This is a genomic window from Arthrobacter sp. UYNi723 (genome assembly GCF_054057635.1).
In genome coordinates, this window is sequence record NZ_JBSRZM010000035.1 from 1 (window position 1) to 22,630 (window position 22,630).

The window sequence follows — 22,630 nt, forward strand, 5'->3', positions numbered from 1 at the left end:
AACGCCGTCTACGAAGTAGACATGGAAATCCCCGAACACAACCCCACCCACACCGCATTCAAAGCAGTCGACCGGCTCCTCGAAACCGAACAGGCCGCCATCCGCAAAACCGACTCCTCCAAACACCGCTTCTGGAAGATCGCCAACCGCAACAGCCGCAACATCGTGGACGAACCCGTCGCCTACCGCCTCATCCCCACCGACGGCATCCAACTCGCCGCCGGCGACGAATCCTACGTCAGCAAACGAGCCCAGTTCGCCCGGAACAACCTCTGGGTCACCGCCTACAACCGCACCGAACGCTTCGCCGCCGGCGAATTCCCCAACCAAGCCACCGGCGCCGACGACGGCCTGCACATCTGGACCCAAGCAGACCGGAACATCGTGGACCAAGACCTCGTAGTCTGGTACACCTTCGGCATGCACCACGTCGTCCGCCTCGAAGACTGGCCCATCATGCCCCGCCAAAACATCGGCTTCATGCTCGAACCCCACGGATTCTTCGACCAAAACCCCACCCTCAACCTCCCCACCAACGAAAACCGAACCCAAACAACCAACACCGCAACATGCTGCACCACCGACAAATAAGCCCGGCCCAGCTTCAGGGAAGCCAAGAACCAGGCATATGAGCTAAAGCTGGAAAAACGAACAACCCTCAAACAGGCGGTCCCCGGTGCTGTAACCAAAGCACCGGGGACCGCCTGCACCTAACCCAAACCCTGTAGCGAGAGTGTGATCCGCGTGTTCAATATCCCCGCAATTACCTGGACCCTCACAGCCGTCCTGCTGCTCAGCGGAAGCTACCACCTCCTGCAGGTCACCAAGCCCGACCAACTCACCGAACGTATCAACAACAGCCTCCACGCCCTCATGAACCTCCTGATGGCCGCCATGCTCTGGAACCTCGCGCCCTCCACCATGCTCGCCCAGATCGCTGTCCTCACCGGCGCAGCGCTCTGGTTCATTATCCAGGCCGTCGCCCGGCCCGAATTCAAAATACTCTGCACAGGCAGCCTGAGCCGCCTGAAATGCGTTTACCACAGCGTCAGCATGGCCGGCGCCGCCCTCATGATCACCATGATGACGAGCCACATCACCCCCGGCGCCGCAGAAACCATGCCACTGCCCAATGCCCACCACTCAATGCCCCAGCTACCCCGCGCCACTGCCACCGCAACCCTCGATCACCTACCCAGCCTCGCCACCCCGCTGACAATCATCTTCGCAACCGCGGCGCTGATCTTCATCGCCCTTCTTCTGCGCACCCGGAAACCGGCAACCACGGAGCCCAAAAAGACCGCCCACTCCCCCCGGGAACAACACAGCCTCGAAGCCCTCGGCGCCGCCATCATGGCCCTCATGTTCGCCACCATGGCGTAGGTGTTGATCCCCAGTGAACACTGCGGGAGGCCCCGGCACCAACCCACGGGGAGGTTGATCTTGAGACTGACTTCCGGCCCGGCCACCCGCCGTCGGGTCCTACAAGCGAGGCCAAAGGATCTGTTATGTCGTGGTTAATTCTCATTCTTTCCGGGGCGATGGAGGCCGTCTGGGCTGCCGCCCTGCACCGGACGTTCCAGGCCTCCGGCTGGCGCCGGCTCGCACCCGCTCTCCTTTTCCTGGTCTCCGTCCTCGCCAGCATGGCCGGCCTCGCCATCGCCATGCAGTCCATCCCCACCGGGACCGCCTACGCCGTCTGGGTGGGCGTAGGCGTGGTGCTGACCTCCGCCTACGCGATCATCACCAAGGCTGAACGTCCGACGACGGGCCGCCTCCTGCTGCTCACCGGCATCGCCGCGTGCGTGGTTGGCCTCAAGGTGGTGGCGTAATGACCAAGCATTCCGTCGCCTGGCTGCTGCTCCTCGCCTCCGCCGTACTGGAAGCCGTCTGGGCCACCGCCCTGGGCAATTCCGATGGTTTCACCCACCTGCTGCCCACCTTGGTCTTCGCCGTCACGGCCACCCTGAGCATGACCGGCCTCGGCCTGGCCATCCGCAGCATCCCGCTCGGCACCGCCTACGCCGTCTGGGTGGGAATCGGCGCTGCGCTGACGGTGGGCTGGGCGATGGCCACCGGCGTCGAACCCTTCAGCCTGTTGAAGGTACTCTTCATCGCCGGGATTGTGGGCTGCGCGGCCGGGCTGAAATCCCTGCCTGCGGTCGCCACGTCCCCTGCCGACCGTTCCGACACCAAGGTGCCCGCCTGAGGCCGCGCTGGTTCAGACGCCGGCTTTGAGGAGAAGTGCGTCAATCATCATGAAGAACTGGGCGCGATGATCGGCGGCCTTCGGGTCGGTCATGTATTGAATGGCCGCTCCGTCGTAAATCATCAAAAAGGTCCTGACCAGCGTAGCGAATTCCATGAGGCACTGTTCGCCGGTGTTTTGCGCGGCGGAAGCGAACATATTTCCGAGCTCCACTTCATAAGCGGGATAAATTCTCCCGGCCAGCGGGCTTACGGCGGCATTGCGTGTTGCCCACAAAATGAGTTCAATCTCAGAAAGTATGCTTTCGGGCTCTTCCTCAAGGGCGCGCCAGTAGCCTTCGGCTACTTGTTCCACAGCCTTGCGAAGGCCTAAATGGACCGGGACGTCGCTTGAGAAGCGGCTCAAGTTCTTAAACCAAGCCTCGGCGGCCGCCTCCATCAGCTCTTCTTTGTTGCTAAAGCAATAGTGTGCTGTAGCCAGTGGAGCGTTAGCCTCCTTGGCAATGGCCCGGATGGTTACGGACTGAACGCCCTCACGACGCATAAGTTCAACTGTCGCTGAAATCAGCTGTTCTTTTCGATCTTCAGCGGATACCCGCATAGCTCACTCTCCAGTCTCCCGATTTCGGCCCGTCAGGGACACTTCCTCAAGACTATTGCCTGCGCGTTCGAAAAAAGGCCCAGGCCCTTCGTCAAGAACGGTTGACTTGAACATTCGTGGTGTATCAGACAAGCTTCTTCCTTCTTGCGTGCCGACATAGAGCAAGGGTTGCAACCAGCAGGGCGGGCGGAAGCTCGGCCTCAGGCGGGGACGGCCAGTCGTTTTTGATGCCGCAGATCAGGAGGCCGACGGTTCCCTTGTTCAGGTCTCGACGGAGCACGTCATCCTAACCCCGCAGGTCAGCGCCTCGCCGCCCTCTGCTCCTGCACCCAGCCCCAACCCCGCCGGGCCCAGTCCGAGGGTTTGCCCTCGATCAGCAGCTTCCGCGTATGGATGTCCAGGACCAGCAGGTAGAACGTGAACAGCAGCGCCGTCACGAACGCCAGCGACGACGCGTCAATGGCCAGCTCCACAAAGGACCAGACCGAGAGCTGGTCCTGCGCGCCGAACACCACAAAGAACGTCACGCCCACGTAGAGGCACCGGATCTGCCAGTCGTTCCGGATGCCGGTGGCGGCAAGGAACGGCACAAACCAGAGAATGTACCAGGGCTGGATGATGGGCGAGAGCATCACGACGGCGGCGAACGCCAGGGCCAGCCGGCGCACCGCCCGCGAGTAATCGCCACGGAACATCAGCAGCAGCACCAGCCCGATGGCCGCCCACTTCATGCCGGTCCGCAGCAGGTCCGCGATGGTGCCGCCCGGCAGTCCCAGCACGTTGCCGAGGAACTCGACCTGCTGCCCCAGGAACCCTGACGGCGAATAGCCGGTGTAACCCGGCGTCGGGTCCATGATGGCCCACACCCACCCCAACCCGAGGTTGTACGGGATCCCGCTGACGGCCAGCACCGCGAAACTGATTCCCGCCGTCGCACCCCAAATAAGGAACTTCCGCGTCCACGAGGCCGCGGGCCCGGCCCACATGACCCCGATGAACGGGAGCAGCAGAACCGTGATGGGCTTGATCCCGATGGAGGCGGTGACCAGCAGGATTCCGGCCATGTATCGCTTCGTCGCCGCGAAGTAGACGCCGGCGACGGCGAGGCCCACCATGAGCGCGTCGTTGTGGGCGCTGGCCACGAAACTGATGAGGAACAGCGGGTTGGCCACCGCGATCCAGAGTGCCCGCGCGCCGTTGATGCCGTGCAGTTCGGCGAGCTTGGGCACGTAGATGACGCAGAGCAGGACCCCGACGCCGGCGATCAGGCGGAACAGCAGCACGGACACGTCGGGCTGTGCCCCTGTCAGCTCCACCACGCCGCGGGCGAGCCACAGGAAGTAGGGCCCGTAGGGGGTCCTGTTCTCGGCCCAGGCCGGGTCCGCGCCGAGGGCAAACCAGTTGTTGAGGGTGGAGATGCCCACGTTGTAGGGGTTCTGGCCTTCCATGACCAGGCGGCCCTGGCCGGTGTAGGCGTAGACATCGCGGGAGAAGATGGGGACGGCCAGCAGGAGCGGCAGGGACCAGGCGGAGATGGCGATGACCACCGACCGCAGCGAGTGCTCGCCCCAGTCGCCCAGCCGCTGGCCCAGCCGGAGCCAGGACCGCATCAGGAGCATCGCCCCCACCGTCAGGAGCACGGTGGACAAAGTTACGCCCCAGCCCTCGGTCCGCAGCGCGATGACCACCGGCTGGCGGATCATGGGTGAGCCGTTGGCGATCCAGCCCGTTCCGATCGAGCCCACAAACATCATCAGGGCGCCGAGGAAACCCTGCCAGGTGGCGATGTACACCCGGCGCTTCGTGGGGGGAGCTACGGCGGGCGCGGCAGACTTCGAGAGCTCCGCGCCGGCCGCCGTCTTTTTCGACGGACCGGGGACGCTCTCCGACGTGCTGATGTGTGAACCGCCTGCCGTCATGTCTTGTGTGGTCCCCTACTTACGTTACGGCGCTGGCTGGACTAGCTATAGGCCGGTCTACAACCCAGTCATTTTAGCAGTTGGCTTAGCGCGTACCCCAGACTGGTAGGGGCGGACGTGCCCCCTATTTCGCAATGAGGCGGGCGCCGCCCCATCCCCACCCGAAGACAGAAGCCGCCAGCGCGCGCTTCACCAGCACGATTGGACCCAGCCATGGCCGAACGAAGCGTCCCCGAGGCCCGGGCCGGCACGCCTCAGCAGCTCCAATCAGTCCGTGCCACGCTTCGCTCGCCGCGGCGGCTCAAGACCGAGGCGCTGGCAGGCCTGGTGGTGGCGCTGGCGCTGATCCCGGAGGCGATCGCCTTCTCGGTGATCGCGGGCGTGGATCCGCGGATCGGCCTGTTCGCCTCGTTCACCATGGCTGTCACCATCTCCTTTGTGGGCGGCCGGCCCGCCATGATTTCCGCCGCTACCGGCGCCGTCGCCCTGGTCATCGCCCCGCTGATGCGCAGCCACGGCCTGGACCACCTGATCGCGGCCGTGATCCTGGCCGGCGTTTTCCAGATCCTGCTGGCGGTCCTCGGCGTCACCCGGCTGATGCGGTTCATCCCGCGCTCGGTGATGGTGGGCTTCGTGAACGCCCTGGCCATCCTGGTGTTATTGGCCCAGATTCCCGAACTGATCGGCGTGCCGTGGATGGTTTATCCGCTGGTGGCAGTGGGCCTGGTCATCGTGGTGGGACTGCCGAGAATTACGACGGCGGTGCCCTCACCTTTGGTGGCCATCGTGGTGCTCACCCTGTTTGCCGTGCTGGCCGGCGTGGACGTGCCCACCGTCCAAGACAAGGGCCAGCTGCCCGAAAGCCTGCCGGCGCTGTTCCTCCCCAACGTCCCGCTGACCTGGGAGACGTTACAGGTCCTCGCGCCGTTCTCGCTGTCCATGGCGCTGGTGGGGCTGCTCGAATCGCTGATGACCGCCAAGCTGGTGGACGACATCACGGACACCCGCTCCAACAAGACCCGCGAGTCCTGGGGCCAGGGCGTGGCGAACATCGTCACCGGCTTCTTCGGCGGCATGGGCGGCTGCGCCGTGATCGGCCAGACCATGATCAACGTCAAGGGATCCGGGGCCCGGAGCCGGGTGTCCACATTCCTGGCCGGCGTCTTCCTGCTGGTTCTGGTGGTGGTGCTCGGGGACGTTGTGGGCCTGATTCCGATGGCCGCGCTGGTTGCCGTGATGATCTTCGTTTCCGCCATCACCTTCGAATGGCACTCCATCGCTCCGCAGACTCTGCGCCGCATGCCCAAGTCCGAGACCGCCGTCATGGTGATCACCGTGGCGGTCGTATCGGCCACCCACAACCTGGCCATCGGCGTCGGGGCGGGCGTGCTGGCAGCCACGGCGCTGTTCGCCCGGCGCGTGGCGCACTTCGTCACGGTGGAGCGGACCGTCGTCGAACTTAACGGCGAGAACGTAGCCACCTACACTGTGGACGGCGAGCTGTTCTTTGCCTCGTCCAACGACCTGTACACGCAGTTCGAGTACGCCCTGGACGCCGAGCCGGATATCAGCCGGGTGATTGTGGACCTGCACGCTTCGCACCTCTGGGACGCCTCTACCATCGCGGTGCTGGACGCCGTGACCGAGAAGTACCGCCGGCACGGGCGAAAAGTGGAGCTGATCGGGCTGAATGCCGCCAGCGTGGCTATGCGGGAACGGCTGGCGGGAAAGCTCAACTGACGGGCTAGCCTCGCGGGTCGCTGTGGACGGCGCGGTTCCGTCCCAGCGACTTGGCCGCATAGAGGGCCCGGTCAGCGGCGGCGATGAGGTCTTCCACATCGGACGTCGCGGCGTCGTACAATGCCACACCGTAACTGACGGTGGGCATCTCCAGCCCGTCGACGGTGGGCACTTGGGCGAGCCGCCTGCTGACCTCCTCGGCGATTTCCTCCGCCCGCCTGGCGGAGGCGCCCGGGATGAGGAGGATGAACTCTTCCCCGCCGTACCTGCCCACGAGGTCCGTGGATCTCACCGTATCCCGGCACGCGTCGGCGAAGGCCTGGAGCGCAAGGTCGCCGGCAGCGTGTCCGTGGGTGTCGTTGACTGCCTTGAAATGGTCCAGGTCAGCGAGGATCAGGGCACCCGTTCCCCGGGCGACGGTCCTGTCCTTCAACAGCGCCGGGGCCAGGTCCAGGAAGGCTTTGCGGTTGAGCAGCCCCGTCAGATCGTCCCGGGTGGCCACCATGTGCAGAGCCCGGGTCTGCTGTTCGGTGCTCAATGCGGCCATGCTGAAGGACACCACCACCAGCAGCACCATGGTCACCAACGTGGTCACTGCGGACCCGAAGAACGTGACGAACGTGGGACCGTTCGGGCCCTCCAGGAGGAAGAGGACAAGCCGGCCGAAATAGAACGCGGACAATCCGGCCGCCGCGGCAGCCATGGGGACCCGCACGCGCGAATATCCGGGCTCCAGCCGCCAGAGTTCCCGGGAGGCGAGCCCCACCGTCAGGCACATTGCGGCGAGGAAGACTGCACCGCCGGACCAGGTGTTGGTGCCGGGATTGTCGACGGCGGAGGCAACCAGGGTGACCAGCGGTACCCCGGTGAACACCCACCGCAGCGGCGGCACCTCCCGGAGCGACCGGGCACCGGCCCAGACGGCTGCGCTGCCGAGGACCAGCAGGACATTGCCCAGCGTATTGGCCCACCATTGGTGGGCGGTTCCGTTGAGCAGGAAGGCGGCGGATCCGGAAAGGAAGAACACCAATGCGAGGCACCACCAGCCGCTGTACGGCGAGGGCGTGTAGCGGTAGGCCGAGAAGTAGAACAGCAGCACCAGGACCAAAGCCATCACGCCGAAGGCAATCCTCAGCGTAGAAGTGTCCAGGACCATGTCCGACGTTCCCCCCCGACTGCCGAGTGATGCAGACCTCAGTATCGCACCGCCATCGGACATTTTCGCCCTGCAACCGAAACTGCCACACCCCTGGATTTTTTGTCCACATAATCCGCCCCGAAAGCCATTTAGCGGCCGATATCTGCCCAAAACTCAGGGAGGTTACTGGCCTGGCGTGCGGATGATCCGTCGTTGCGTTGCCAGGGCGATGGCGGAGGTCCGGTTGTCCACGCCGAGCTTGCCGTAGATGTGCACCAGGTGGGTCTTGACGGTGGCCTCGGAAATGAAAAGCTGCCGGGCGATGGCGCGGTTGGTCAGGCCTGTGGCCAGCAGTTCAAGCAGTTGGACCTCGCGGGTTGTGAGGGCCGTTTCCGGGCTGCTGATCCGCGACATCAGTAGTGCCGCGACCTTGGGCGCCAGCGCCGTCTGGCCGGCCGCTGCCGACAGCACGGCCTGGCGGATCTGTTCCGGCGGCGCGTCCTTGAGCATGTAGCCGCTGGCGCCTGCTTCCACCGCGGCCAGGATGTCCGCCTCGGTGTCGTAGGTGGTCAGGATCAGGACCGGCGGCGGGGAGTCCAGCTTCCGGATCGCTGCGGTGGCGGTGACGCCATCCATCCCGGCGCCCATCTGCAGATCCATCAGCACCACGTCCACGCGCTCCCCCAGGGTCCGCAGCCGCGCGAGTTCGCGCAGCGCCGCGTCCCCGTCGGCGGCCTCGGCAGCCACGCTGAAGTCCTCGAATTCGGTGAGCATCGCGCGCAGGCCCGCGCGGACCACGGGGTGGTCATCCACCAGCAGAATCCGGAAGTCCCCCATCAGTCCCGCTCCCCTTCCGGGCCGGTGAGCGGCAGCCGGATGGCGACGACGGTCCCTTCGCCGGGTGCCGTCTCCACGTCCAGGGAGCCGTTCAGCTCAGCCACCCGGGCAGCCAGCGAGCGCAGCCCAAACCCGCTGCCGTCCGCCCGGCCAGCCACGCCGGAACCCGGCGTTTCCGGCACAAAGCCCGTGCCGTCGTCGTACACGTCCAGGGTGACCTCGTCCCCGAGGAACGCAAGGGTGACGACGGCGGTGCTCGCCTTGGCGTGGAGCCTGACGTTGGACAAGCTGGCCTGGGCTGCCCGGAGCAGGGTGACGCTGTACTGCGGCGGCAGCTCCGCCGGGTCTCCCACCGACTCGAAACGGCAACGGAGTCCGTCACCCCGCGCGGCGGCCAGGGTTTCGGTTTCGCCGCAGAGCCGCTGCAGACTTTCCGGGAGCGACGACTCCTGGAGCTGGGGTGAGGTGAGGCCGCGGACAAAGCTGCGGGCCTCGGCGAGGTTTTCCGACGCCGTCTGCTGCACCAGCGCGAACCGTTCGGCGGCGGTAGCAAGATCGCCCCTGGCCAGTGACTTCTCCGCCGCCCGCGCCACCAGGACGATGCTGGACAGGCCCTGCGCCAAGGTGTCGTGGATTTCGCGGGCAAGGCGCTCACGCTCAGCTGCGACGCCGGCCTCATGCTGGGTTCTGGCAAGTTCTGCGCGGGTGCGCCGGAGTTCGTCCGCCGCCAGCCGCTGGGCTTCACTCTCCTGGTAGAGCGCGCGGTAAGCCAGCCCGGTGACCACGGCGAAAACGGCACCCAGCCCCGGCCCCAGGCCCATGGGCAACGTGGGCGACGGCAGCCCGCTGGCCACCCACTGCGAAGCCACGACGGCGGCCGTCATCGCGGCGATGGTGAGCAGCGCAATCCGGCGCGGCAGGATGTGCAGGTGGAGGAAGAAGAGCGGAAAGGCGACCCAGGAAAATTCGGCACTGCCCGCGAGGAGGACGCCCCACAGTGCCGTGACAAGGCCCAGCCAGGGGGCGGCGTAGGGGTGCGGGTTGAAGCTGGAGCGGCCGGCGGCGAAGCGCTTCTCCAGGACAGTGCCGGCGAGATAGGCCGCGGCGAGCGCAAGGGCGAGTGCGGACCAGGCGAGGCGCTGCGCTCCCAGGGGAGTGCCGGCGCCGTCCGTGCCGACGGCTCCGTCAGCGAAGTGGAGCCGCATGATGGCGACCAGCAGCAGCACGGCAAAACCGACGTGAAGCGTCACCCGAAGGAACCGCAGGATGGCAGCCCCCGACGGGGTGGTCTGTGGGTCCGCGGCAGGCATTTCACCAGCTTAGGCGCCTGCGGGAATGTGCGGATCAACCAAAAGGTTGAGCGCCCCTTCAACCTCTTGTCCCGCCGACCTCAACCAAGTCCCCGATGTGGGCCGGGCCGAGGCGCCGGAGAGTGGATTCAGAAGGAATTCCACCTCCACTGAAGGAAGTACAACGTGTTTCTCGCTATTCGCGACATCCGATTCGCCAAGGGCAGGTTCGCCCTGATGGGCGGCGTGGTGGCCCTGGTGACGCTGCTGCTGGTGCTGCTCTCCGGGCTCACCGCAGGGCTGGGCGACCAGTCCACGTCCGCCATCGGGAAGCTGAGTGCCGGGTCCGGTGCTGAGGCCAAGCCGGTGGACAGCATCGTTTTTGGCGCCCCCGGCACCAACCAGCCCACGGCATCCTTCACCGAAAGCGAAGTGACGGCCGCGCAGGTGGACAACTGGAAGCACGTGACGGGCATGGCAAGCGCCGAGGCCCTGGGCATCAGCCAGTCCCGCCTCCAGGGCGGCGACGGCGGCACCACCAATGTGGCGGTATTCGGCGTTGCCGAGGACGGGCAGCTGGCGCCGTCGCCGGTCCGGGCGGGGTCGGTGGTGATCGGCGCGACCGTCGCGGAAGCCTTGTCGCTCGACGTCGGAGACACGGCCACGGTGGGCGGCACTGAGGTGACCGTCACCGCCGTCGTGGATGACCAGTGGTATTCGCACACCGGCGTTGTGTGGACTGCGCTGCCCACCTGGGCCGAGGTGGCGCACCTGGCGCCGGCGGCCGGCAGGGCGCCGGGGAGCGTGCCGGTGGCGACCGTCGTCGCGGTCACCTACCAGGACGGGGCCGTGGTGGACGAGGAAGCGGGCAATGCGGTGGCGCGCACGGTCAGCACCAGCCGCACGGGTTCGTTCCAGGCGCTGGGTTCCTTCAAGAGCGAAAACGGGTCGCTGCTGCTGATGCAGGCGTTCCTCTACGGGATTTCGGCGCTGGTGATCGTGGCGTTCCTGACGGTCTGGACGGTGCAGCGCACCCGCGATATCGCCGTCCTCAAGGCCATGGGCGCATCCGGCGGCTACGTGCTGCGCGATGCCATGACCCAGGCCGCGATCGTGCTCCTGGCCGGCGCGGGCCTGGGCGGGGCGGTCGGAATTCTGGGCGGATTCGCCGCGGCACAGGCCGCGCCGTTCCTGGTCACGCCCGCCACCACGCTGCTGCCCGTGCTGGGAATTGTGGCCCTGGGCCTGGCGGGCGCCGCGCTGGCAGTGCGCCGGGTGACCACCGTCGATCCGCTGATCGCCCTCGGCGGCAACTAATTCCTCTCCCTGAAACTCCCGAAAGGTACTTCCCATGTCAGTTACTGCTACTGCGCCCCTCGCCCCTACCGCCGGCTCCGCTCTCACCCACCCGCTGATCCTCAGCAACGTCACCCTCGAATACCCGGACGGCGGCGGAACCATCAAGGCCCTGGACAGTGTCAGCCTCCGGGTCGCAGCCAGCCGGATGGTCTCGCTGGTGGGCCCGTCCGGGTCGGGCAAATCCAGCCTCCTGGCCGTCGCCGCCACCCTGGTCCGCCCCACGAGCGGGGACGTGATCATCGACGGGATCAACACCGCGGGGCTGAAGGACAGGGAACTGACCGCGCTGCGGCGGGAGAAGGTGGGCATCATCTTCCAGCAGCCCAACCTCCTGGCGTCCCTGACCGCCGTCGAGCAGTTGATGATTGGGCATCACCTGCGTGGCAAGCCGCTGAAGGCCGCGCGTTCGCGCGCCGCGGGGCTCCTGGATCTGGTGGGCTTGGCTGAGTCCGCGGGCAAGCGCCCGCACCAGCTCTCGGGCGGGCAGCGGCAGCGGGTGAATATTGCCCGGGCCCTGATGGGCAGCCCGAAGGTGCTGCTGGTGGACGAGCCGACGGCGGCGCTGGACCACGCGCGCAGTGCGTCCATCGTCGGGCTGCTCCGCCGGGTCACGGACGAATTCCAGGTGGCCACCGTGATGGTCACGCACGACACCGAATTCGTCCCGCTGACCGACGCCGTCGCTGTAATGCGCGACGGGGGCCTGACCGCCCCGGTCTTACCCGGATGCCTTACTTAGCGCCGGGGGCGCGGAGTAGGGTTCCGTCATGGACATCATCTTGGTACCCGGTTTCTGGTTGGACGCGTCGTCATGGGAGAAGGTGACGCCAGCGCTGGCGGCGGCGGGGCACACAACCCATCCCCTGACTCTTCCCGGCCTTGAATCTGTGGACGCACGGCGTGGCGGCATCACTCTGAAGGACCATATTGCCGCCGTCGTAGACGTTCTGGACGGTCTCGACGGAAAGGTGGTTCTGGTGGGGCACTCCGGTGGTGGCGCGGTCATCCACGGCGTGGCGGACGCACGGCCGGACCGCGTTGCCCGGAATATTTACGTGGACAGCGGACCCCTGGGCGAGGGCGGCGTCATCAATGACGGGCTGCCCACCGAGGGCGACGACGTGCCCCTGCCGCCGTGGGATGGCTTCGATGACGCCGATCTGGTGGACCTCACCGATGAGTTGCGCGCGTCGTTCCGGGCGCGCGCCATCCCCGAGCCCAGAGGCGTTGCGCATGGCCGGCAGCGCCTGCATGACGTCCGCAGGTACGACGTTCCGGCGACTGTGATCGCGTGCCAGTTCCCGTCGTCGCTCCTCACCGAATGGATCGACGCCGGCCATCCCTTCACCGCCGAGCTGGCCCGCATCCGCGACGTCGAGTACGTGGACCTCCCCACCGGCCATTGGCCCCAGTTCACCAAACCTGTGGAGTTGGGCCAGGCGATCCTGGCGGCGGTGGAGCGGAGGGGGTGACGCGGCGGATCTAAGCAGTGACATCAGCTGATCCCCCGCGAGTCCAATTATCTGCTAAAAGTCAGGCCATTAAATAGCCTGACTTCAGGCTATAATCACAGTATGAAAACCGTGCCCCTTAGTGAAGCCAAGGACAAGCTTTCCGCACTCGTGGAGGAGGCGGACAAGACGCATGAGATCATCCAGATCACCCGCCACGGGCACCCGTCAGCGGTGTTGATGTCCGCTGACGACCTCGAGTCACTCCAGGAAACCATCCACTGGCTATCGCAGCCGGACATAAGGACAGATTTGGAACAGGCCCGGCGCGACATCGAGGCAGGGAACACCGTCAGCGGCGATGACCTGCGCCGCGAGTTTGGGCTACCGCCGAGGTGACTGGGGAACCATCGAACGAGCAGGGCCCCTGGAGAATCGAAGTCACCAGCCCCGCGCTGAAGGGGTTTCGTCGGCTGCCGGAGAAGGCTGCTGCCGCAATTGTCGAATTCGTTACTGGAGTTCTGGCCGACAATCCCCGCCGGCTCAGCAAGCCCCTCACAAGTGAACTCCTGGGCCTGCGCACCGCACGCCGCGGTGACTACCGCGTGTTGTTCACCCTCGATGTTGAAGAGCACACCTTATATGTCCACCGCATCGAGCACCGCGCGGACGTCTACAAGCCTCGCTGACAAAGACCCATAGACAGTGTGCGAGTGTGGTCCGGGTCAGCGAATTCGATCCTGACCACGCCGCCTCTTGACCAGCCCCAGGCAAAGCACGGCCGCTGCCGCGGAAGCGGCCGCGACGATGCCGAAGGGGACGGCGTCGTTGGCGCCGCCGATGCCCACCAAGGGAGCGGCGATGCCGCCGAAGGCGTACCGGGCCAGTCCCAACAATGAGGATGCCGTCCCGGCGATATCGGGATAATCCTTGAGGGCAAGCGACGTGGCCGGCGGGCTGGTCACGGCAACCCCGCTGACCATGGTGAACAGGGACAGGACAATGGCAATCAGCGGCAGGTGCAGGGCCGCCGTCGCCAGCAGCCCCAGGGCGCCGGCCGCCGTCATGATCAGGCCCACGGTGAGCGTCCCCCGTTCGGACCACCGTTCAGAGAGCCGGCCGGCGATGAACCCGAAAACCACAAAGCCCAGTGAATTCAGGCCGAACGCGAACGAGTACCCCTGCGGGGAGAGCCCATACATGCCTTGGAGGATGTAGGTTGCCCCGCTCAAATAGGCGAAGACCGCCGAGTACGTAAAGCCCGTGATCAGCACAGCTCCGACGAACACCGGGTCGGCAAGGAGCCGGCGGAAATCCTGGAGGGTGTGGGAGAGGCCTCCAGTCACCCGCCGGTTCGCGGGCAGGGTCTCCTGGAAGACCACCAATGACGCCAGCAGGACGGCGACGCCGACGGCTGCGAGGAACAAGAAGACTCCGCGCCAGTCGGTGACGGTGGCGAGTTGCCCGCCGATGACCGGGCCGATGATGGCGGCCAGTCCGCCGAGAACCGTGAGGCGGCCGTAGTAGCGAATGAGCTTGGCGCCCGAGTAGACGTCCCGCCCGGCGGCCTGCGCAATGACGATGCCCACGGCTCCGGCCAGGCCCTGGACGAACCTCGCGACGATGAGCGTCTCGATGGTTGGGCTCAGCGCGCAGAGGACAGACGTCAGCGTGTAGGCAACGACGCCGATCAGCAGCGGCGTCCGCCGCCCGAGGCGGTCCGAGAGCGGCCCGGCCACTAATTGGCCGATGGCGAGGCCCAGCAGACACGCGGTGATGGTCAACTGGGCCACCGACGTCGTGCTTTGAAGCTCAGCGGTGAGCGCTGGGAGGACCGGAAGGTAGAGGTCCATGGAGATAGGACCGAAGATGGTCAGCAGCCCGAGCACAATCGCCAGGGGCCGTCCCACCGCCTGCTCGCGTGCGGGAATCGTGGTTTCGACGGCGGTCACGCTGGCTCCGGTCTATGGGTAGGGGGCAGGACTGGGGTTCACGTTCAATACAACGCGGTGGTGCCGTTCCTAGCGAGGGCCCTGCCTATCAGGGGTCTGCCAGTACCTCCCTCTGCTGCGCCGGACAGGCGAAGCAGAGACGTCATTTCCGCTCTTATGGCGCTTATGTACGTTTCGGCGGATTAGGACTAAAATAAAGTTATGAGCGAGATGACTGTGACAGACGCGCGGAGCCGGCTCTCGGAAGCGGTCGATACCGCACGAGTGAACCACGAACCGGTGTACCTGCTGCGCCGGGGACGCCGCGTGGCCGCGCTGATCGACGCCGAGGATCTCGCCCGCTTGATCGAGGCTGCCGAGGACTTGGCGGATCTCCGCGCGGCGACCGAGGCGCGGACCGAAATGGCCGATACGGGCGAAGGCCCGGTGCCCTGGGAGGAAGTCAAGGCGGAACTGGGTCTGGCGTGAGCTATGCCGTCCAGCTCGCTCCGGCCGCTGTCCGGCAGTTGCGAAAACTTCCGCCCGACGCGCGCCGACGCATCCAAGCTGCCATCGAACTACTCGCCGAGACACCGCGTCCCCCAGGAGCCAAGAAACTCTCCGGAAGCAGCGGCGACTGGCGTGTCCGTACCGGCGATTACCGGATCATCTACGAGATCCGGGACGCACAGCTGATCGTCCTGGTAGTCGCCCTGGGCCACCGACGCGACATCTACCAACACCAGGGTTAAGAGCATGTGCGCTATTGGGTAAGCCCGGGGCTGCGGGCTTGGATCACGCTCATAGTGTGCAACGCTGGTTGCATGGATCTGGAGGCGTCGCCCGCACTCACGATTCCCGCGTCGGAACTCCGCTGGCGGTTCTCGCGTTCGTCCGGGCCAGGTGGTCAGCACGTCAACACGACGGACAGCCGCGCCGAACTCTCGTGGAACATCGCCGGCTCCGCCGTGCTCACGGATGGCCAGCGGCTGATGCTGCTCAGGCGGCTTGGACCACGCCTCGTCGCCGGGGTGATCACCGTGGCCTCCTCCGAGCAGCGCTCCCAGCTGCGCAACCGAGAGACCGCACTGGCAAAGCTCGCCGAGCTTGTGGCGGAAGGCCTGGCACCCGAAGGCCCCCGCCGTCGGGCGACCAAACCCACCCGGGGTTCGAACCGCCGTCGCCTCGCCGCCAAGGAACAGCGGTCGGCGACGAAACGGCAACGGCAGCGGCCGTCCGCCGAGTAGCGCGGCCCAGCGGTCCCGCTGGCGGGACCAAGCCGCGATCCCGCCGTCGGGCCCTATCCCTGCGGGTTTCCGCGCGTTGTGGCTGAGGCGGCTTCGCCGGCGCGGCGCACCCAGGTATGCGCAGCCCAGATGAACAGCAGCAGCGCCACAAGGACCAGCCCGGCGTGGCCGAGGTCGAGCTCGGCAAGGAAAGTGGTCACGGGGTCGGTGAGTCCGAGCATCGCGTGCAGTACGCCTGCGATGGTGATGACCGAGATGAACAGGGCAGAGGCTGCGGACACCCCTGTGATGACCATGTTGAAACCGATACGGCGTTTGGGGTCCACAACGGCGCTTCGGTACATCTTCATCATCGCGACGCCGTTCACCGTGTCGCACAGGGTCATCGCCGCCATGAAGCCGAAGGGCAGGGCCATCAGCGCGACCGGGGAGATGCCGGCGAGGGCGGCCGTCCCGGTGAGGAGCAGGAACGCAATTGTCGAGGCCGTGTCGAAGCCGAGGCCGAAGAGAAACCCCAGGACAAAGATGTCGCGTGGACGATTGACGCGGGAGAGCGGTTTGTCGAGGAGGCGGGCCACCAGCCCGGTCGGGGCCAATGCCTCGCGGGTGACGGTCGCACCGTCCTTGACCCGGCGGTACAACAAGGCGGTACGTCGGAACGCGGCGGCGTTGTAGACACCGATCGTCAGCAGGAACAGGCCCGAGACCGATGCCCCGGTAATGCTCAAAACCATGTTCGCGGACGAGCCGTCGTTAAGTGCGTCCTGAATGATGCCGGCACCACTGACCACCAGTACACCGGCAAGCACAACCACCGTGCTGTGGCCCATGCTGAAGGCGAAGCCTACGCTGACGGGGCTGCGGCCCTGGGCCGCGAAGCGGCGGGTGGAGTTATCGATCGCCGCAATGTGGTCCCAGTCGTAGCTGTGCTTCACACCGGCCAGGTAGGCGGTGATGAGCAGGCCGAACACCACAGGGTTGTGATTTGTGCGCAGCGAATCGGCCAGCAGCGCAAGCATAACGATGTGGAGGGCGGCGACTGCCGCGAAGGTAACCGCCAAGCGGCGGGCCGTCGGGAGCGCTTCCCGCTCGTGGTGGTTCAAGAGGGCTTTCATTTAGTACTTTCGAAGGTTGAGACGGGGCTGGCCGTGCCAGCGGAACCGCAGAAAATCGATGCCGGCGCGGATGACGGCGTCCAGCGGCTCGGTGGCGCGGGACAGGGCCCGGATGACCAGGCCGCCGTCGAGCAGTGACATGCCCAGGTTGCAGCCGTCGGCAAGCGGCACCAGCAGCTCATGCAGCTCGTTCAGCAGCGCGGCGTCCACGCGGGCATCCATAACCAGGAGGGAACCGACGTGAGTGTAATCCTCGAGGAAGGCCATGCCGTCTATCGGGGCGGCACCGGTCAGCGGACGGATCAGCAGGTTGTCGAGCACCGCCAGGCGCCCATCGACCGAGATCTCGTTCCGCAGGCGGATTTCGTCGTAGCCAAACAGGGCGCCGTCCGGTGACCAGCCCGGCGTGACGATCTCGGCCATCACCAGCGAGGCGCAGCCGTGCATCTCAATCACGGTGGCCTGCCGGTAGGTCGCCCCGCGGTAGGCGATCAGCGGGTCCGGCACAGATTCCAGGCTCGCGTTGGGGCCGAGCCGGATGTGCGTCCGCTGTTCGGCACGGGTCCCGGGAGTGCGGTAGACCTTCGTCGCGGACTGTGTGGTCAGCAGGAGCCGGGCCCCTGCTTCCACGGCGATGTCGATTTCATACTCGTCGCCACCGACGTACCCGCCCCCGGGATTGACCACCATGTAGCAGACCTGGCCGGTGTCATCGAGGTAGTGCGGGCGCAGGATACGCAGAGCGCCCTGGTGGTACTGGCTCGTGGCGATGCAGCGGTCGCCCCGCACACCCACGGTGAGGGCGAGCGTACCGGCGAGTTCGACGGCGGCGCGGCGCACCGGGAGCTCGGGCGCAGGCGCACCCGTCACTGGCGGAGATCAAGCATGAGCACGTCGCGCCTGATCCAGTTGATGACGTGCTCCAGGCCTTCGTCGGTCTTGAGGTTGGTGAAGCAGTAGGGCTTGTTGCCGCGGAACTCGAGAGTGTCCGCCTCCATCACGGAGAGGTCAGCACCCACATACGGGGCCAGGTCCTTCTTGTTGATGATGAAGAAGTCGGACTTGATCATGCCCTGGCCGGCCTTGCGCGGGATCTTCTCGCCCTGCGCCACGTCGATGATGTAGATCGAGAAGTCGACGAGCTCCGGGCTGAACGTGGCCGAGAGGTTGTCTCCCCCGCTTTCGATGAAGACGACTTCGAGGCCGGGGTGGCGCAGCCGCAGCTCCTCCACGGCGGCCGAATTCATCGACGTGTCCTCCCGGATCGCCGTGTGCGGGCAGCCGCCGGTTTCGATTCCGATGATGCGGTCCAGGGGCAGGATCCCGTTGGCCGCGAGGATCTTGGCGTCCTCGATGGTGTAGATGTCGTTAGTGATCGCGGCCATCGAGATCTCGGCGCTGAGGTGGCGGGTGAGGCGTTCCACGAGCTGGGTCTTGCCTGCGCCAACAGGACCGCCGACGCCGATTTTGATGAGTTTCATGGTGCTCCTTGCTACGTATTGGGTGCGGCGAACCGCGGACTGCTAAGACATAAACATGCGGACGCGCTGGCGTTCGTGGCGCATCTGGGCGATTTCGAGGCCCGGGGCCGTGGTTCCAAAGTCGTCGGCATCGAGTGCCTGGATCCGGCGGACGGCATCCATGATTCTGGGATGCGTTCCCAGAAGCACACGCTGACCGGCGTCCTGCCCGATGGGGATGGCCCGGATGGCGTTTTGGGTCAGCGACGTGACCGCCGTGAAGAGGTAGCTCGCGAGCAGTTCCTCCAGCGGGACGCCCAGCTGCCGGCCGGCGACGCCGAACGCGACGGCCGGATGCCCGGCGCAACGCCCGGATCCGACGTCGGCCACGTAGCCCGCGAGCCGCGCACCTGGCGCCACGGTACCGGCGATGGCCAGCATCCGTGCGCCCATCTTGGTCCCCGCCTCGCGGACCTCCCGGGGCAGCGCCGCCGCGGCGATCATCCGGTCGACACGGGCAATGTCGTCCGCCGAGGACGCCTCGAACGCCAGGCGCAGGGCGAACCCGTCACTGTAGGTCAGCTGGATGCCCACAAACTGGCTCAGCCAGCTGGCGAAGCTCGCTTCGCCGTCGATGAGGCCACGTTCCAGGAACGTCTCCATCCCGAAGGAATGACTGAACCCGCCGGTGGGGAGCGCGGAGTCAGAGAGCTGCAACAGCGGCAGCAGGTACGACGGCGGCTCGTTCACGCGCTCAGTGGGTGTGTTCGGCATGGCGGAACGGCACGGGCACCACACGCTCCTGGCGCGAGTACGGCACACCAACGTGGATCAGGTAGTCCTCGATCGTGTGGTCGTACTGCACAACCATCACCTCGGCGGCATATTCACTGTCGGCGTCGAAGAACTGCGCCTGCATGTGCCGGTTGCCGAGGTTGTGCGCCACGACCCCTATTTCACGGATGCTGCGCGCGGCAATAACAAGGACGTCGGTTGCCAGCGCAGTCACCACGATGACTGTTTTGTCGTCGCGGAACAGGATGTCGCCGTCGCGGAGATCGCGCACCGGGCCCGCGGCATCGCTGAGCCGGATGCCCAATTCACGGCCGTGGTCGGTGGTCACCCGCTGGATTTTCTTGACGAGTTCCGCGCTCGGCAGCAGAACCTGTTCCTCGTGGAGGCCGGCCAGCTCGTCCTCGGGGAGATCGTGCCGGTTGGCGATGACGTGGTCGATGATCATATATGCCCCCTTAGGGATATGTGTCTAAAAGAGGAAGTAGCGCTGCGCCATGGGCAGCACGGTGGAGGGCTCCGCCGTGACTGGCTCGCCGTCGACGGTCACCGAGTAGGTTTCCGGGTCAACGCCGATATCCGGCGTCGCGCCGTTGTGCTTCATGTCTGCCTTGGTGAGGGTGCGGATACCGCTCACCGGCCGGATCACGCGGCGCAGGCCCAACTGCTCGGGGACTCCGGCGGCGATGGCGGCCTGGGAAAGAAACGTGATCGATGAGGCATGTACCGCGGTGCCGAGTGCCCCGAAGTTGCCGCGCAGGGTGCGTGGCTGCGGCGTGGGGATGGAGGCGTTGGGATCCCCCATGACGCTCATGACCGCCTGCCCGCCCTTGAGCACGAGCTCGGGCTTGACCCCAAAGAACATCGGGTCCCAGAGCACAAGGTCGGCAAATTTGCCCTCCTCGACGCTTCCGACCGAGTCCGCGATGCCGTGGGCGATCGCCGGGTTGATCGTGTATTTGGCCACGAAGCGTTTGAGCCGGAAGTTGTCTCCCACCTCGGGATCGCCGTCGAGCTTTCCGCGTTGGCGCTTCATGGCGTCCGCTACCTGCCAGGTGCGCAGGACCACCTCGCCGACCCGGCCCATGGCCTGGGAGTCGGAGCTGGTGATGGAGAAGATGCCCATGTCGTGCAGCACGTCCTCCGCTGCGATGGTTTCCTTGCGGATGCGGGAATCGGCGAAGGCCACATCTTCGGGGATGTCCGGGCTCAGGTGGTGGCAGACCATCAGCATGTCGAGGTGTTCGTCGATGGTGTTGACCGTGTACGGCAGGGTGGGATTGGTCGACGCCGGCAGGACGTTGGGCAGCGCCGCTATCTTGATGATGTCCGGAGCATGCCCGCCGCCGGCGCCTTCGGTGTGGAACGTGTGGATGACGCGGCCGCCGATGGCCCGGATGGTGTCTTCGACGAAGCCGCACTCGTTGAGGGTGTCGGAGTGGATGGCCACCTGCACGTCATACTCGTCAGCCACGCGCAACGACATGTCGATCGAGGACGTGGTGGCGCCCCAGTCTTCGTGCACCTTCAGCCCGATGGCGCCCGCCCGGATCTGTTCCGCGAGGGGCTCGATTGCGCTGGCGTGGCCTTTGCCGAGCAGGCCGATGTTGATCGGCAGGTTCTCCACCGCTTGAAGCATGCGCGAAATGTGCCAGGCGCCCGGCGTAACGGTGGTGGCCTTAGTCCCTTCGCTCGGTCCGGTACCGCCACCGATCAGCGTGGTGATCCCCGATGCCAGGGCCACCGGCACCTGATCGGGGCTTACGAAGTGCACGTGCGTATCAATGCCGCCGGCGGTGAGGATCTTGCCCTCACCCGCGATGATGTCGGTAGCGACGCCGATGGTGATGTTCACGCCCCGGGAAATCTGGGGGTTGCCGGCCTTGCCGATTTTGAAGATGTGTCCGTCGCGTAAGGCCACGTCGGCTTTGTAGATGCCGGTGTAGTCGAGCACGATCACGTTGGTGATCACGGTGTCCGGGATGTCGTCATCCCGGACCAGCTGCCCGTTCTGGCCCATGCCGTCACGGATGACCTTGCCGCCGCCAAACACGACTTCTTCACCGTAGTTGGTGTGATCGTGCTCAATCTCGAGGAAGAGATCGGTATCCGCCAGGCGAACTGCGTCTCCCGTGGTGGGGCCGTAGAGGTCCGAGTACTGTTTGCGGCTCAGCTCGAAGCTCATTTGGTGTCGTCCTGCAGGGAGATCAGGCCGCGGCTCGGCTCGAGCGGGCCGTTGATGCGGTCCCGGAAGCCGTAGACCGCACGCTCGCCCGAGAGGGCGAGCAAGTTGACCGTCTTGGCATCACCGGGCTCGAAGCGCACAGCGGTGCCAGCCGGGATGTCCAGCCGGAAGCCGTGGGCCGCGTTCCGGTCGAATTCGAGGGCATCGTTCACCTCGAAGAAATGATAGTGGGACCCCACCTGGATGGGGCGGTCACCGCGGTTGATCACGGCGAGGGCGCGGGGAATGAGGCCCGCATTGCACGTAACGGGCTCCTGCCGGAGGATGTATTCGCCGGGTTTCATGCGGGGCTCCTTTGCCTAGCGAATGGGGTTGTGCACGGTGACGAGCTTGGTGCCGTCCGGGAACGTCGCTTCGACCTGGACGTCATGGATCATGTCGGCGACACCTTCCATGACATCTTCCCTGGTCAGGATGGTGGTGCCGTAGCTCATGAGGTCCGCGACCCGGCGTCCGTCACGGGCGCCCTCGACCAGCTCATACGTAAGAATCGCGATGGATTCCGGATGGTTGAGCTTAAGTCCGCGCTTCTGCCGGCGTCTTGCAAGATCGGCAGCAACCACGATCATCAGTTTTTCGCTTTCGCGTGGCGTTAGATGCATTAAAGCCTCCTAATCATTCGCGATAAATCGCGAGCTCCCACTCGTTATCTACAACCGGTCAAAGAGGCGACCGGGAGGCCCGTGGATGACTGAAGACTATCAGAGTCCCGCAGGAGTACACCCCCAATCAGGACCGTCGAATCGTGTCACCCGCTGCCGGTGTGCGCAGGTCAACCCGCAGGTCAGGCCCGAACCCACTCCCGCACCAGCGCCACAAATTCCTCCCGCCGGGCCGCCGCGGCCTGCGCGCTTGGAAAAATCACCTGGCCGCGGTCTTGCCCGATCATTTCCAACAGCCCACTCCATTTAGAGGCATCAAAATGAAAGTCATCCACGATGGTCTTCGCACCACGGTGAAAAATCAGCTGCACGTGATGCAGGGGCCTCAAGTTAAAGGTGACCCGGTCAACAGATTCGAAACAGAAGCTGGGTGCCCTCCAGGCAATACGCTCCGTTATGGCGTCATCCGCGTCCAGGACAGCCAGCCGAAGGCGCTCAATCACAGGCTTCAACGGGTGGTCCAATGACTCAAGAAACGAATCAACCGCCGGGTTTCGATTTAGTGTCATGAAGCATAGTCAAACACCTTCGTCTGCCGTCCCCACCGGCGCGGATCCAGGCTGCGGCGCAGGCCGTAGTACTAGAGTGTGTTTCATCTGGGGATCGGGTAGTTTCGGGGCCCCGGGATCCGCGGTG

The 22,630-nt window shown here is 65.6% G+C and carries 28 protein-coding genes; 13 read left to right on the forward strand and 15 right to left on the reverse strand.

Annotation, left to right across the window (positions count from 1 at the left end; translation table 11 throughout):
• The 4 genes from ACVWY0_RS19850 to ACVWY0_RS19865 all read left to right on the forward strand — a co-directional run.
• Positions 1-591, forward strand: a 591-nt coding sequence (locus ACVWY0_RS19850) for a copper amine oxidase (RefSeq protein WP_485838210.1), incomplete at its 5' end; no start/stop codon positions are given.
• A gap of 153 nt (positions 592-744) precedes the next feature.
• On the forward strand, positions 745-1,383 hold the full coding sequence (locus ACVWY0_RS19855; RefSeq protein WP_485838211.1) for a DUF5134 domain-containing protein: 639 nt from the start codon (positions 745-747) through the stop codon (positions 1,381-1,383).
• Positions 1,384-1,508: 125 nt separating this feature from the next.
• On the forward strand, positions 1,509-1,832 hold the full coding sequence (locus ACVWY0_RS19860; protein WP_485838212.1) for a DMT family transporter: 324 nt from the start codon (positions 1,509-1,511) through the stop codon (positions 1,830-1,832).
• Complete coding sequence (locus tag ACVWY0_RS19865) at positions 1,832-2,209, forward strand: DMT family transporter (protein WP_485838213.1); 378 nt, start codon at positions 1,832-1,834, stop codon at positions 2,207-2,209. Before ACVWY0_RS19860 ends, ACVWY0_RS19865 begins: the two co-directional genes overlap by 1 nt.
• 12 nt (positions 2,210-2,221) lie before the next feature.
• On the opposite strand, the gene ACVWY0_RS19870 is transcribed toward ACVWY0_RS19865, so the two are convergent.
• Positions 2,222-2,809, reverse strand: coding sequence for a TetR/AcrR family transcriptional regulator (locus tag ACVWY0_RS19870; RefSeq protein WP_485838214.1), 588 nt, complete (start codon positions 2,807-2,809; stop codon positions 2,222-2,224).
• Between the two features lie 299 nt (positions 2,810-3,108).
• Complete coding sequence (mptB, locus tag ACVWY0_RS19875) at positions 3,109-4,728, reverse strand: polyprenol phosphomannose-dependent alpha 1,6 mannosyltransferase MptB (protein WP_485838215.1); 1,620 nt, start codon at positions 4,726-4,728, stop codon at positions 3,109-3,111.
• 213 nt (positions 4,729-4,941) lie between these two features.
• Between mptB and ACVWY0_RS19880 the strand changes: the two genes are divergently transcribed.
• On the forward strand, positions 4,942-6,468 hold the full coding sequence (locus ACVWY0_RS19880; RefSeq protein ID WP_485838216.1) for a SulP family inorganic anion transporter: 1,527 nt from the start codon (positions 4,942-4,944) through the stop codon (positions 6,466-6,468).
• Between the two features lie 4 nt (positions 6,469-6,472).
• On the opposite strand, the gene ACVWY0_RS19885 is transcribed toward ACVWY0_RS19880, so the two are convergent.
• The 3 genes from ACVWY0_RS19885 to ACVWY0_RS19895 all read right to left on the reverse strand — a co-directional run bounded on the left by ACVWY0_RS19885 (position 6,473) and on the right by ACVWY0_RS19895 (position 9,753).
• Positions 6,473-7,624, reverse strand: a complete 1,152-nt coding sequence (locus ACVWY0_RS19885; protein WP_485838217.1) for a GGDEF domain-containing protein — start codon at positions 7,622-7,624, stop codon at positions 6,473-6,475.
• A gap of 165 nt (positions 7,625-7,789) precedes the next feature.
• Positions 7,790-8,443, reverse strand: coding sequence for a response regulator (locus tag ACVWY0_RS19890; protein ID WP_485838218.1), 654 nt, complete (start codon positions 8,441-8,443; stop codon positions 7,790-7,792).
• Complete coding sequence (locus tag ACVWY0_RS19895; RefSeq protein ID WP_485838219.1) at positions 8,443-9,753, reverse strand: sensor histidine kinase; 1,311 nt, start codon at positions 9,751-9,753, stop codon at positions 8,443-8,445. Before ACVWY0_RS19895 ends, ACVWY0_RS19890 begins: the two co-directional genes overlap by 1 nt.
• 165 nt (positions 9,754-9,918) lie before the next feature.
• Here ACVWY0_RS19895 and ACVWY0_RS19900 point away from each other — a divergent pair, with 165 nt between their 5' ends.
• The 5 genes from ACVWY0_RS19900 to ACVWY0_RS19920 all read left to right on the forward strand — a co-directional run bounded on the left by ACVWY0_RS19900 (position 9,919) and on the right by ACVWY0_RS19920 (position 13,231).
• Positions 9,919-11,049: an ABC transporter permease gene (locus tag ACVWY0_RS19900; protein WP_485838220.1), complete on the forward strand. Its 1,131-nt coding sequence runs from the start codon at positions 9,919-9,921 to the stop codon at positions 11,047-11,049.
• 34 nt (positions 11,050-11,083) lie between these two features.
• Positions 11,084-11,830: an ABC transporter ATP-binding protein gene (locus ACVWY0_RS19905; protein ID WP_485838221.1), complete on the forward strand. Its 747-nt coding sequence runs from the start codon at positions 11,084-11,086 to the stop codon at positions 11,828-11,830.
• Positions 11,831-11,858: 28 nt separating this feature from the next.
• Complete coding sequence (locus ACVWY0_RS19910) at positions 11,859-12,563, forward strand: alpha/beta fold hydrolase (RefSeq protein WP_485838222.1); 705 nt, start codon at positions 11,859-11,861, stop codon at positions 12,561-12,563.
• Positions 12,564-12,665: 102 nt separating this feature from the next.
• The gene (locus ACVWY0_RS19915; RefSeq protein ID WP_056347465.1) at positions 12,666-12,941 is read left to right on the forward strand and encodes a type II toxin-antitoxin system Phd/YefM family antitoxin; all 276 of its coding nucleotides are present in this window, start codon (positions 12,666-12,668) and stop codon (positions 12,939-12,941) included.
• The gene (locus tag ACVWY0_RS19920) at positions 12,938-13,231 is read left to right on the forward strand and encodes a type II toxin-antitoxin system RelE family toxin (RefSeq protein ID WP_485838223.1); all 294 of its coding nucleotides are present in this window, start codon (positions 12,938-12,940) and stop codon (positions 13,229-13,231) included. Before ACVWY0_RS19915 ends, ACVWY0_RS19920 begins: the two co-directional genes overlap by 4 nt.
• 36 nt (positions 13,232-13,267) lie before the next feature.
• Here the strand turns inward: ACVWY0_RS19920 and ACVWY0_RS19925 are convergent, their stop codons facing one another.
• Complete coding sequence (locus ACVWY0_RS19925) at positions 13,268-14,494, reverse strand: multidrug effflux MFS transporter (RefSeq protein ID WP_485838224.1); 1,227 nt, start codon at positions 14,492-14,494, stop codon at positions 13,268-13,270.
• Between the two features lie 201 nt (positions 14,495-14,695).
• On the opposite strand from ACVWY0_RS19925, the gene ACVWY0_RS19930 reads away from it, so the two are divergent.
• The 3 genes from ACVWY0_RS19930 (at position 14,696) to arfB (ending at position 15,720) form a co-directional block, all read left to right on the forward strand.
• Positions 14,696-14,962: a type II toxin-antitoxin system Phd/YefM family antitoxin gene (locus ACVWY0_RS19930; RefSeq protein WP_485838225.1), complete on the forward strand. Its 267-nt coding sequence runs from the start codon at positions 14,696-14,698 to the stop codon at positions 14,960-14,962.
• Positions 14,959-15,225, forward strand: a complete 267-nt coding sequence (locus tag ACVWY0_RS19935; protein ID WP_485838226.1) for a type II toxin-antitoxin system RelE family toxin — start codon at positions 14,959-14,961, stop codon at positions 15,223-15,225. The genes ACVWY0_RS19930 and ACVWY0_RS19935 overlap by 4 nt, the downstream gene beginning before the upstream one ends.
• 72 nt (positions 15,226-15,297) lie before the next feature.
• Positions 15,298-15,720, forward strand: a complete 423-nt coding sequence (gene arfB / locus ACVWY0_RS19940) for an alternative ribosome rescue aminoacyl-tRNA hydrolase ArfB (RefSeq protein ID WP_485838227.1) — start codon at positions 15,298-15,300, stop codon at positions 15,718-15,720.
• A 53-nt stretch (positions 15,721-15,773) separates the two neighbouring features.
• Here arfB and ACVWY0_RS19945 read toward each other — a convergent pair whose 3' ends face one another.
• The 9 genes from ACVWY0_RS19945 to ACVWY0_RS19985 all read right to left on the reverse strand — a co-directional run bounded on the left by ACVWY0_RS19945 (position 15,774) and on the right by ACVWY0_RS19985 (position 22,503).
• On the reverse strand, positions 15,774-16,835 hold the full coding sequence (locus ACVWY0_RS19945; RefSeq protein WP_485838228.1) for a HoxN/HupN/NixA family nickel/cobalt transporter: 1,062 nt from the start codon (positions 16,833-16,835) through the stop codon (positions 15,774-15,776).
• Positions 16,836-17,705 carry an urease accessory protein UreD gene (locus ACVWY0_RS19950; RefSeq protein WP_485838229.1) on the reverse strand — a complete coding sequence of 290 codons (870 nt, stop codon included), beginning with the start codon at positions 17,703-17,705 and terminating at the stop codon, positions 16,836-16,838.
• Positions 17,702-18,316 (reverse strand): urease accessory protein UreG, encoded by a 615-nt coding sequence (ureG, locus tag ACVWY0_RS19955; RefSeq protein WP_141138964.1) that lies wholly within the window; start codon positions 18,314-18,316, stop codon positions 17,702-17,704. The genes ACVWY0_RS19950 and ureG overlap by 4 nt, the downstream gene beginning before the upstream one ends.
• 42 nt (positions 18,317-18,358) lie before the next feature.
• Positions 18,359-19,069 (reverse strand): urease accessory protein UreF, encoded by a 711-nt coding sequence (locus tag ACVWY0_RS19960; RefSeq protein ID WP_485838230.1) that lies wholly within the window; start codon positions 19,067-19,069, stop codon positions 18,359-18,361.
• Complete coding sequence (ureE, locus tag ACVWY0_RS19965; protein WP_485838231.1) at positions 19,050-19,535, reverse strand: urease accessory protein UreE; 486 nt, start codon at positions 19,533-19,535, stop codon at positions 19,050-19,052. Before ureE ends, ACVWY0_RS19960 begins: the two co-directional genes overlap by 20 nt.
• A gap of 24 nt (positions 19,536-19,559) precedes the next feature.
• Entirely contained in the window at positions 19,560-21,272 is a 1,713-nt protein-coding gene (gene ureC / locus ACVWY0_RS19970) for an urease subunit alpha (protein ID WP_485838232.1), read from the reverse strand.
• A complete protein-coding gene (locus ACVWY0_RS19975; protein ID WP_485838233.1) occupies positions 21,269-21,616 on the reverse strand; it encodes an urease subunit beta in 348 nt (115 codons plus the stop codon). Before ACVWY0_RS19975 ends, ureC begins: the two co-directional genes overlap by 4 nt.
• A 15-nt stretch (positions 21,617-21,631) precedes the next feature.
• Entirely contained in the window at positions 21,632-21,934 is a 303-nt protein-coding gene (locus tag ACVWY0_RS19980; RefSeq protein ID WP_252567738.1) for an urease subunit gamma, read from the reverse strand.
• Positions 21,935-22,116: 182 nt separating this feature from the next.
• On the reverse strand, positions 22,117-22,503 hold the full coding sequence (locus ACVWY0_RS19985; RefSeq protein WP_485838234.1) for a DUF1801 domain-containing protein: 387 nt from the start codon (positions 22,501-22,503) through the stop codon (positions 22,117-22,119).
• Between the last annotated feature and the right edge of the window lie 127 nt (positions 22,504-22,630).

Bases quoted from the DNA above. Each gene is read 5' to 3' on its own strand.
- ACVWY0_RS19980 (WP_252567738.1), bottom strand. From the start codon at position 21,934: ATGCATCTAACGCCACGCGAAAGCGAAAAACTGATGATCGTGGTTGCT.
- mptB (WP_485838215.1), bottom strand. From the start codon at position 4,728: ATGACGGCAGGCGGTTCACACATCAGCACGTCGGAGAGCGTCCCCGGT.
- ACVWY0_RS19880 (WP_485838216.1), top strand. From the start codon at position 4,942: ATGGCCGAACGAAGCGTCCCCGAGGCCCGGGCCGGCACGCCTCAGCAG.
- ACVWY0_RS19985 (WP_485838234.1), bottom strand. From the start codon at position 22,503: ATGACACTAAATCGAAACCCGGCGGTTGATTCGTTTCTTGAGTCATTG.
- ACVWY0_RS19910 (WP_485838222.1), top strand. From the start codon at position 11,859: ATGGACATCATCTTGGTACCCGGTTTCTGGTTGGACGCGTCGTCATGG.
- ACVWY0_RS19865 (WP_485838213.1), top strand. From the start codon at position 1,832: ATGACCAAGCATTCCGTCGCCTGGCTGCTGCTCCTCGCCTCCGCCGTA.
- ACVWY0_RS19975 (WP_485838233.1), bottom strand. From the start codon at position 21,616: ATGAAACCCGGCGAATACATCCTCCGGCAGGAGCCCGTTACGTGCAAT.
- ureC (WP_485838232.1), bottom strand. From the start codon at position 21,272: ATGAGCTTCGAGCTGAGCCGCAAACAGTACTCGGACCTCTACGGCCCC.
- ACVWY0_RS19915 (WP_056347465.1), top strand. From the start codon at position 12,666: ATGAAAACCGTGCCCCTTAGTGAAGCCAAGGACAAGCTTTCCGCACTC.
- ACVWY0_RS19960 (WP_485838230.1), bottom strand. From the start codon at position 19,069: ATGCCGAACACACCCACTGAGCGCGTGAACGAGCCGCCGTCGTACCTG.
- ureE (WP_485838231.1), bottom strand. From the start codon at position 19,535: ATGATCATCGACCACGTCATCGCCAACCGGCACGATCTCCCCGAGGAC.
- ureG (WP_141138964.1), bottom strand. From the start codon at position 18,316: ATGAAACTCATCAAAATCGGCGTCGGCGGTCCTGTTGGCGCAGGCAAG.
- ACVWY0_RS19885 (WP_485838217.1), bottom strand. From the start codon at position 7,624: ATGGTCCTGGACACTTCTACGCTGAGGATTGCCTTCGGCGTGATGGCT.
- ACVWY0_RS19860 (WP_485838212.1), top strand. From the start codon at position 1,509: ATGTCGTGGTTAATTCTCATTCTTTCCGGGGCGATGGAGGCCGTCTGG.
- ACVWY0_RS19870 (WP_485838214.1), bottom strand. From the start codon at position 2,809: ATGCGGGTATCCGCTGAAGATCGAAAAGAACAGCTGATTTCAGCGACA.
- ACVWY0_RS19945 (WP_485838228.1), bottom strand. From the start codon at position 16,835: ATGAAAGCCCTCTTGAACCACCACGAGCGGGAAGCGCTCCCGACGGCC.
- arfB (WP_485838227.1), top strand. From the start codon at position 15,298: ATGGATCTGGAGGCGTCGCCCGCACTCACGATTCCCGCGTCGGAACTC.
- ACVWY0_RS19895 (WP_485838219.1), bottom strand. From the start codon at position 9,753: ATGCCTGCCGCGGACCCACAGACCACCCCGTCGGGGGCTGCCATCCTG.
- ACVWY0_RS19905 (WP_485838221.1), top strand. From the start codon at position 11,084: ATGTCAGTTACTGCTACTGCGCCCCTCGCCCCTACCGCCGGCTCCGCT.
- ACVWY0_RS19930 (WP_485838225.1), top strand. From the start codon at position 14,696: ATGAGCGAGATGACTGTGACAGACGCGCGGAGCCGGCTCTCGGAAGCG.
- ACVWY0_RS19890 (WP_485838218.1), bottom strand. From the start codon at position 8,443: ATGGGGGACTTCCGGATTCTGCTGGTGGATGACCACCCCGTGGTCCGC.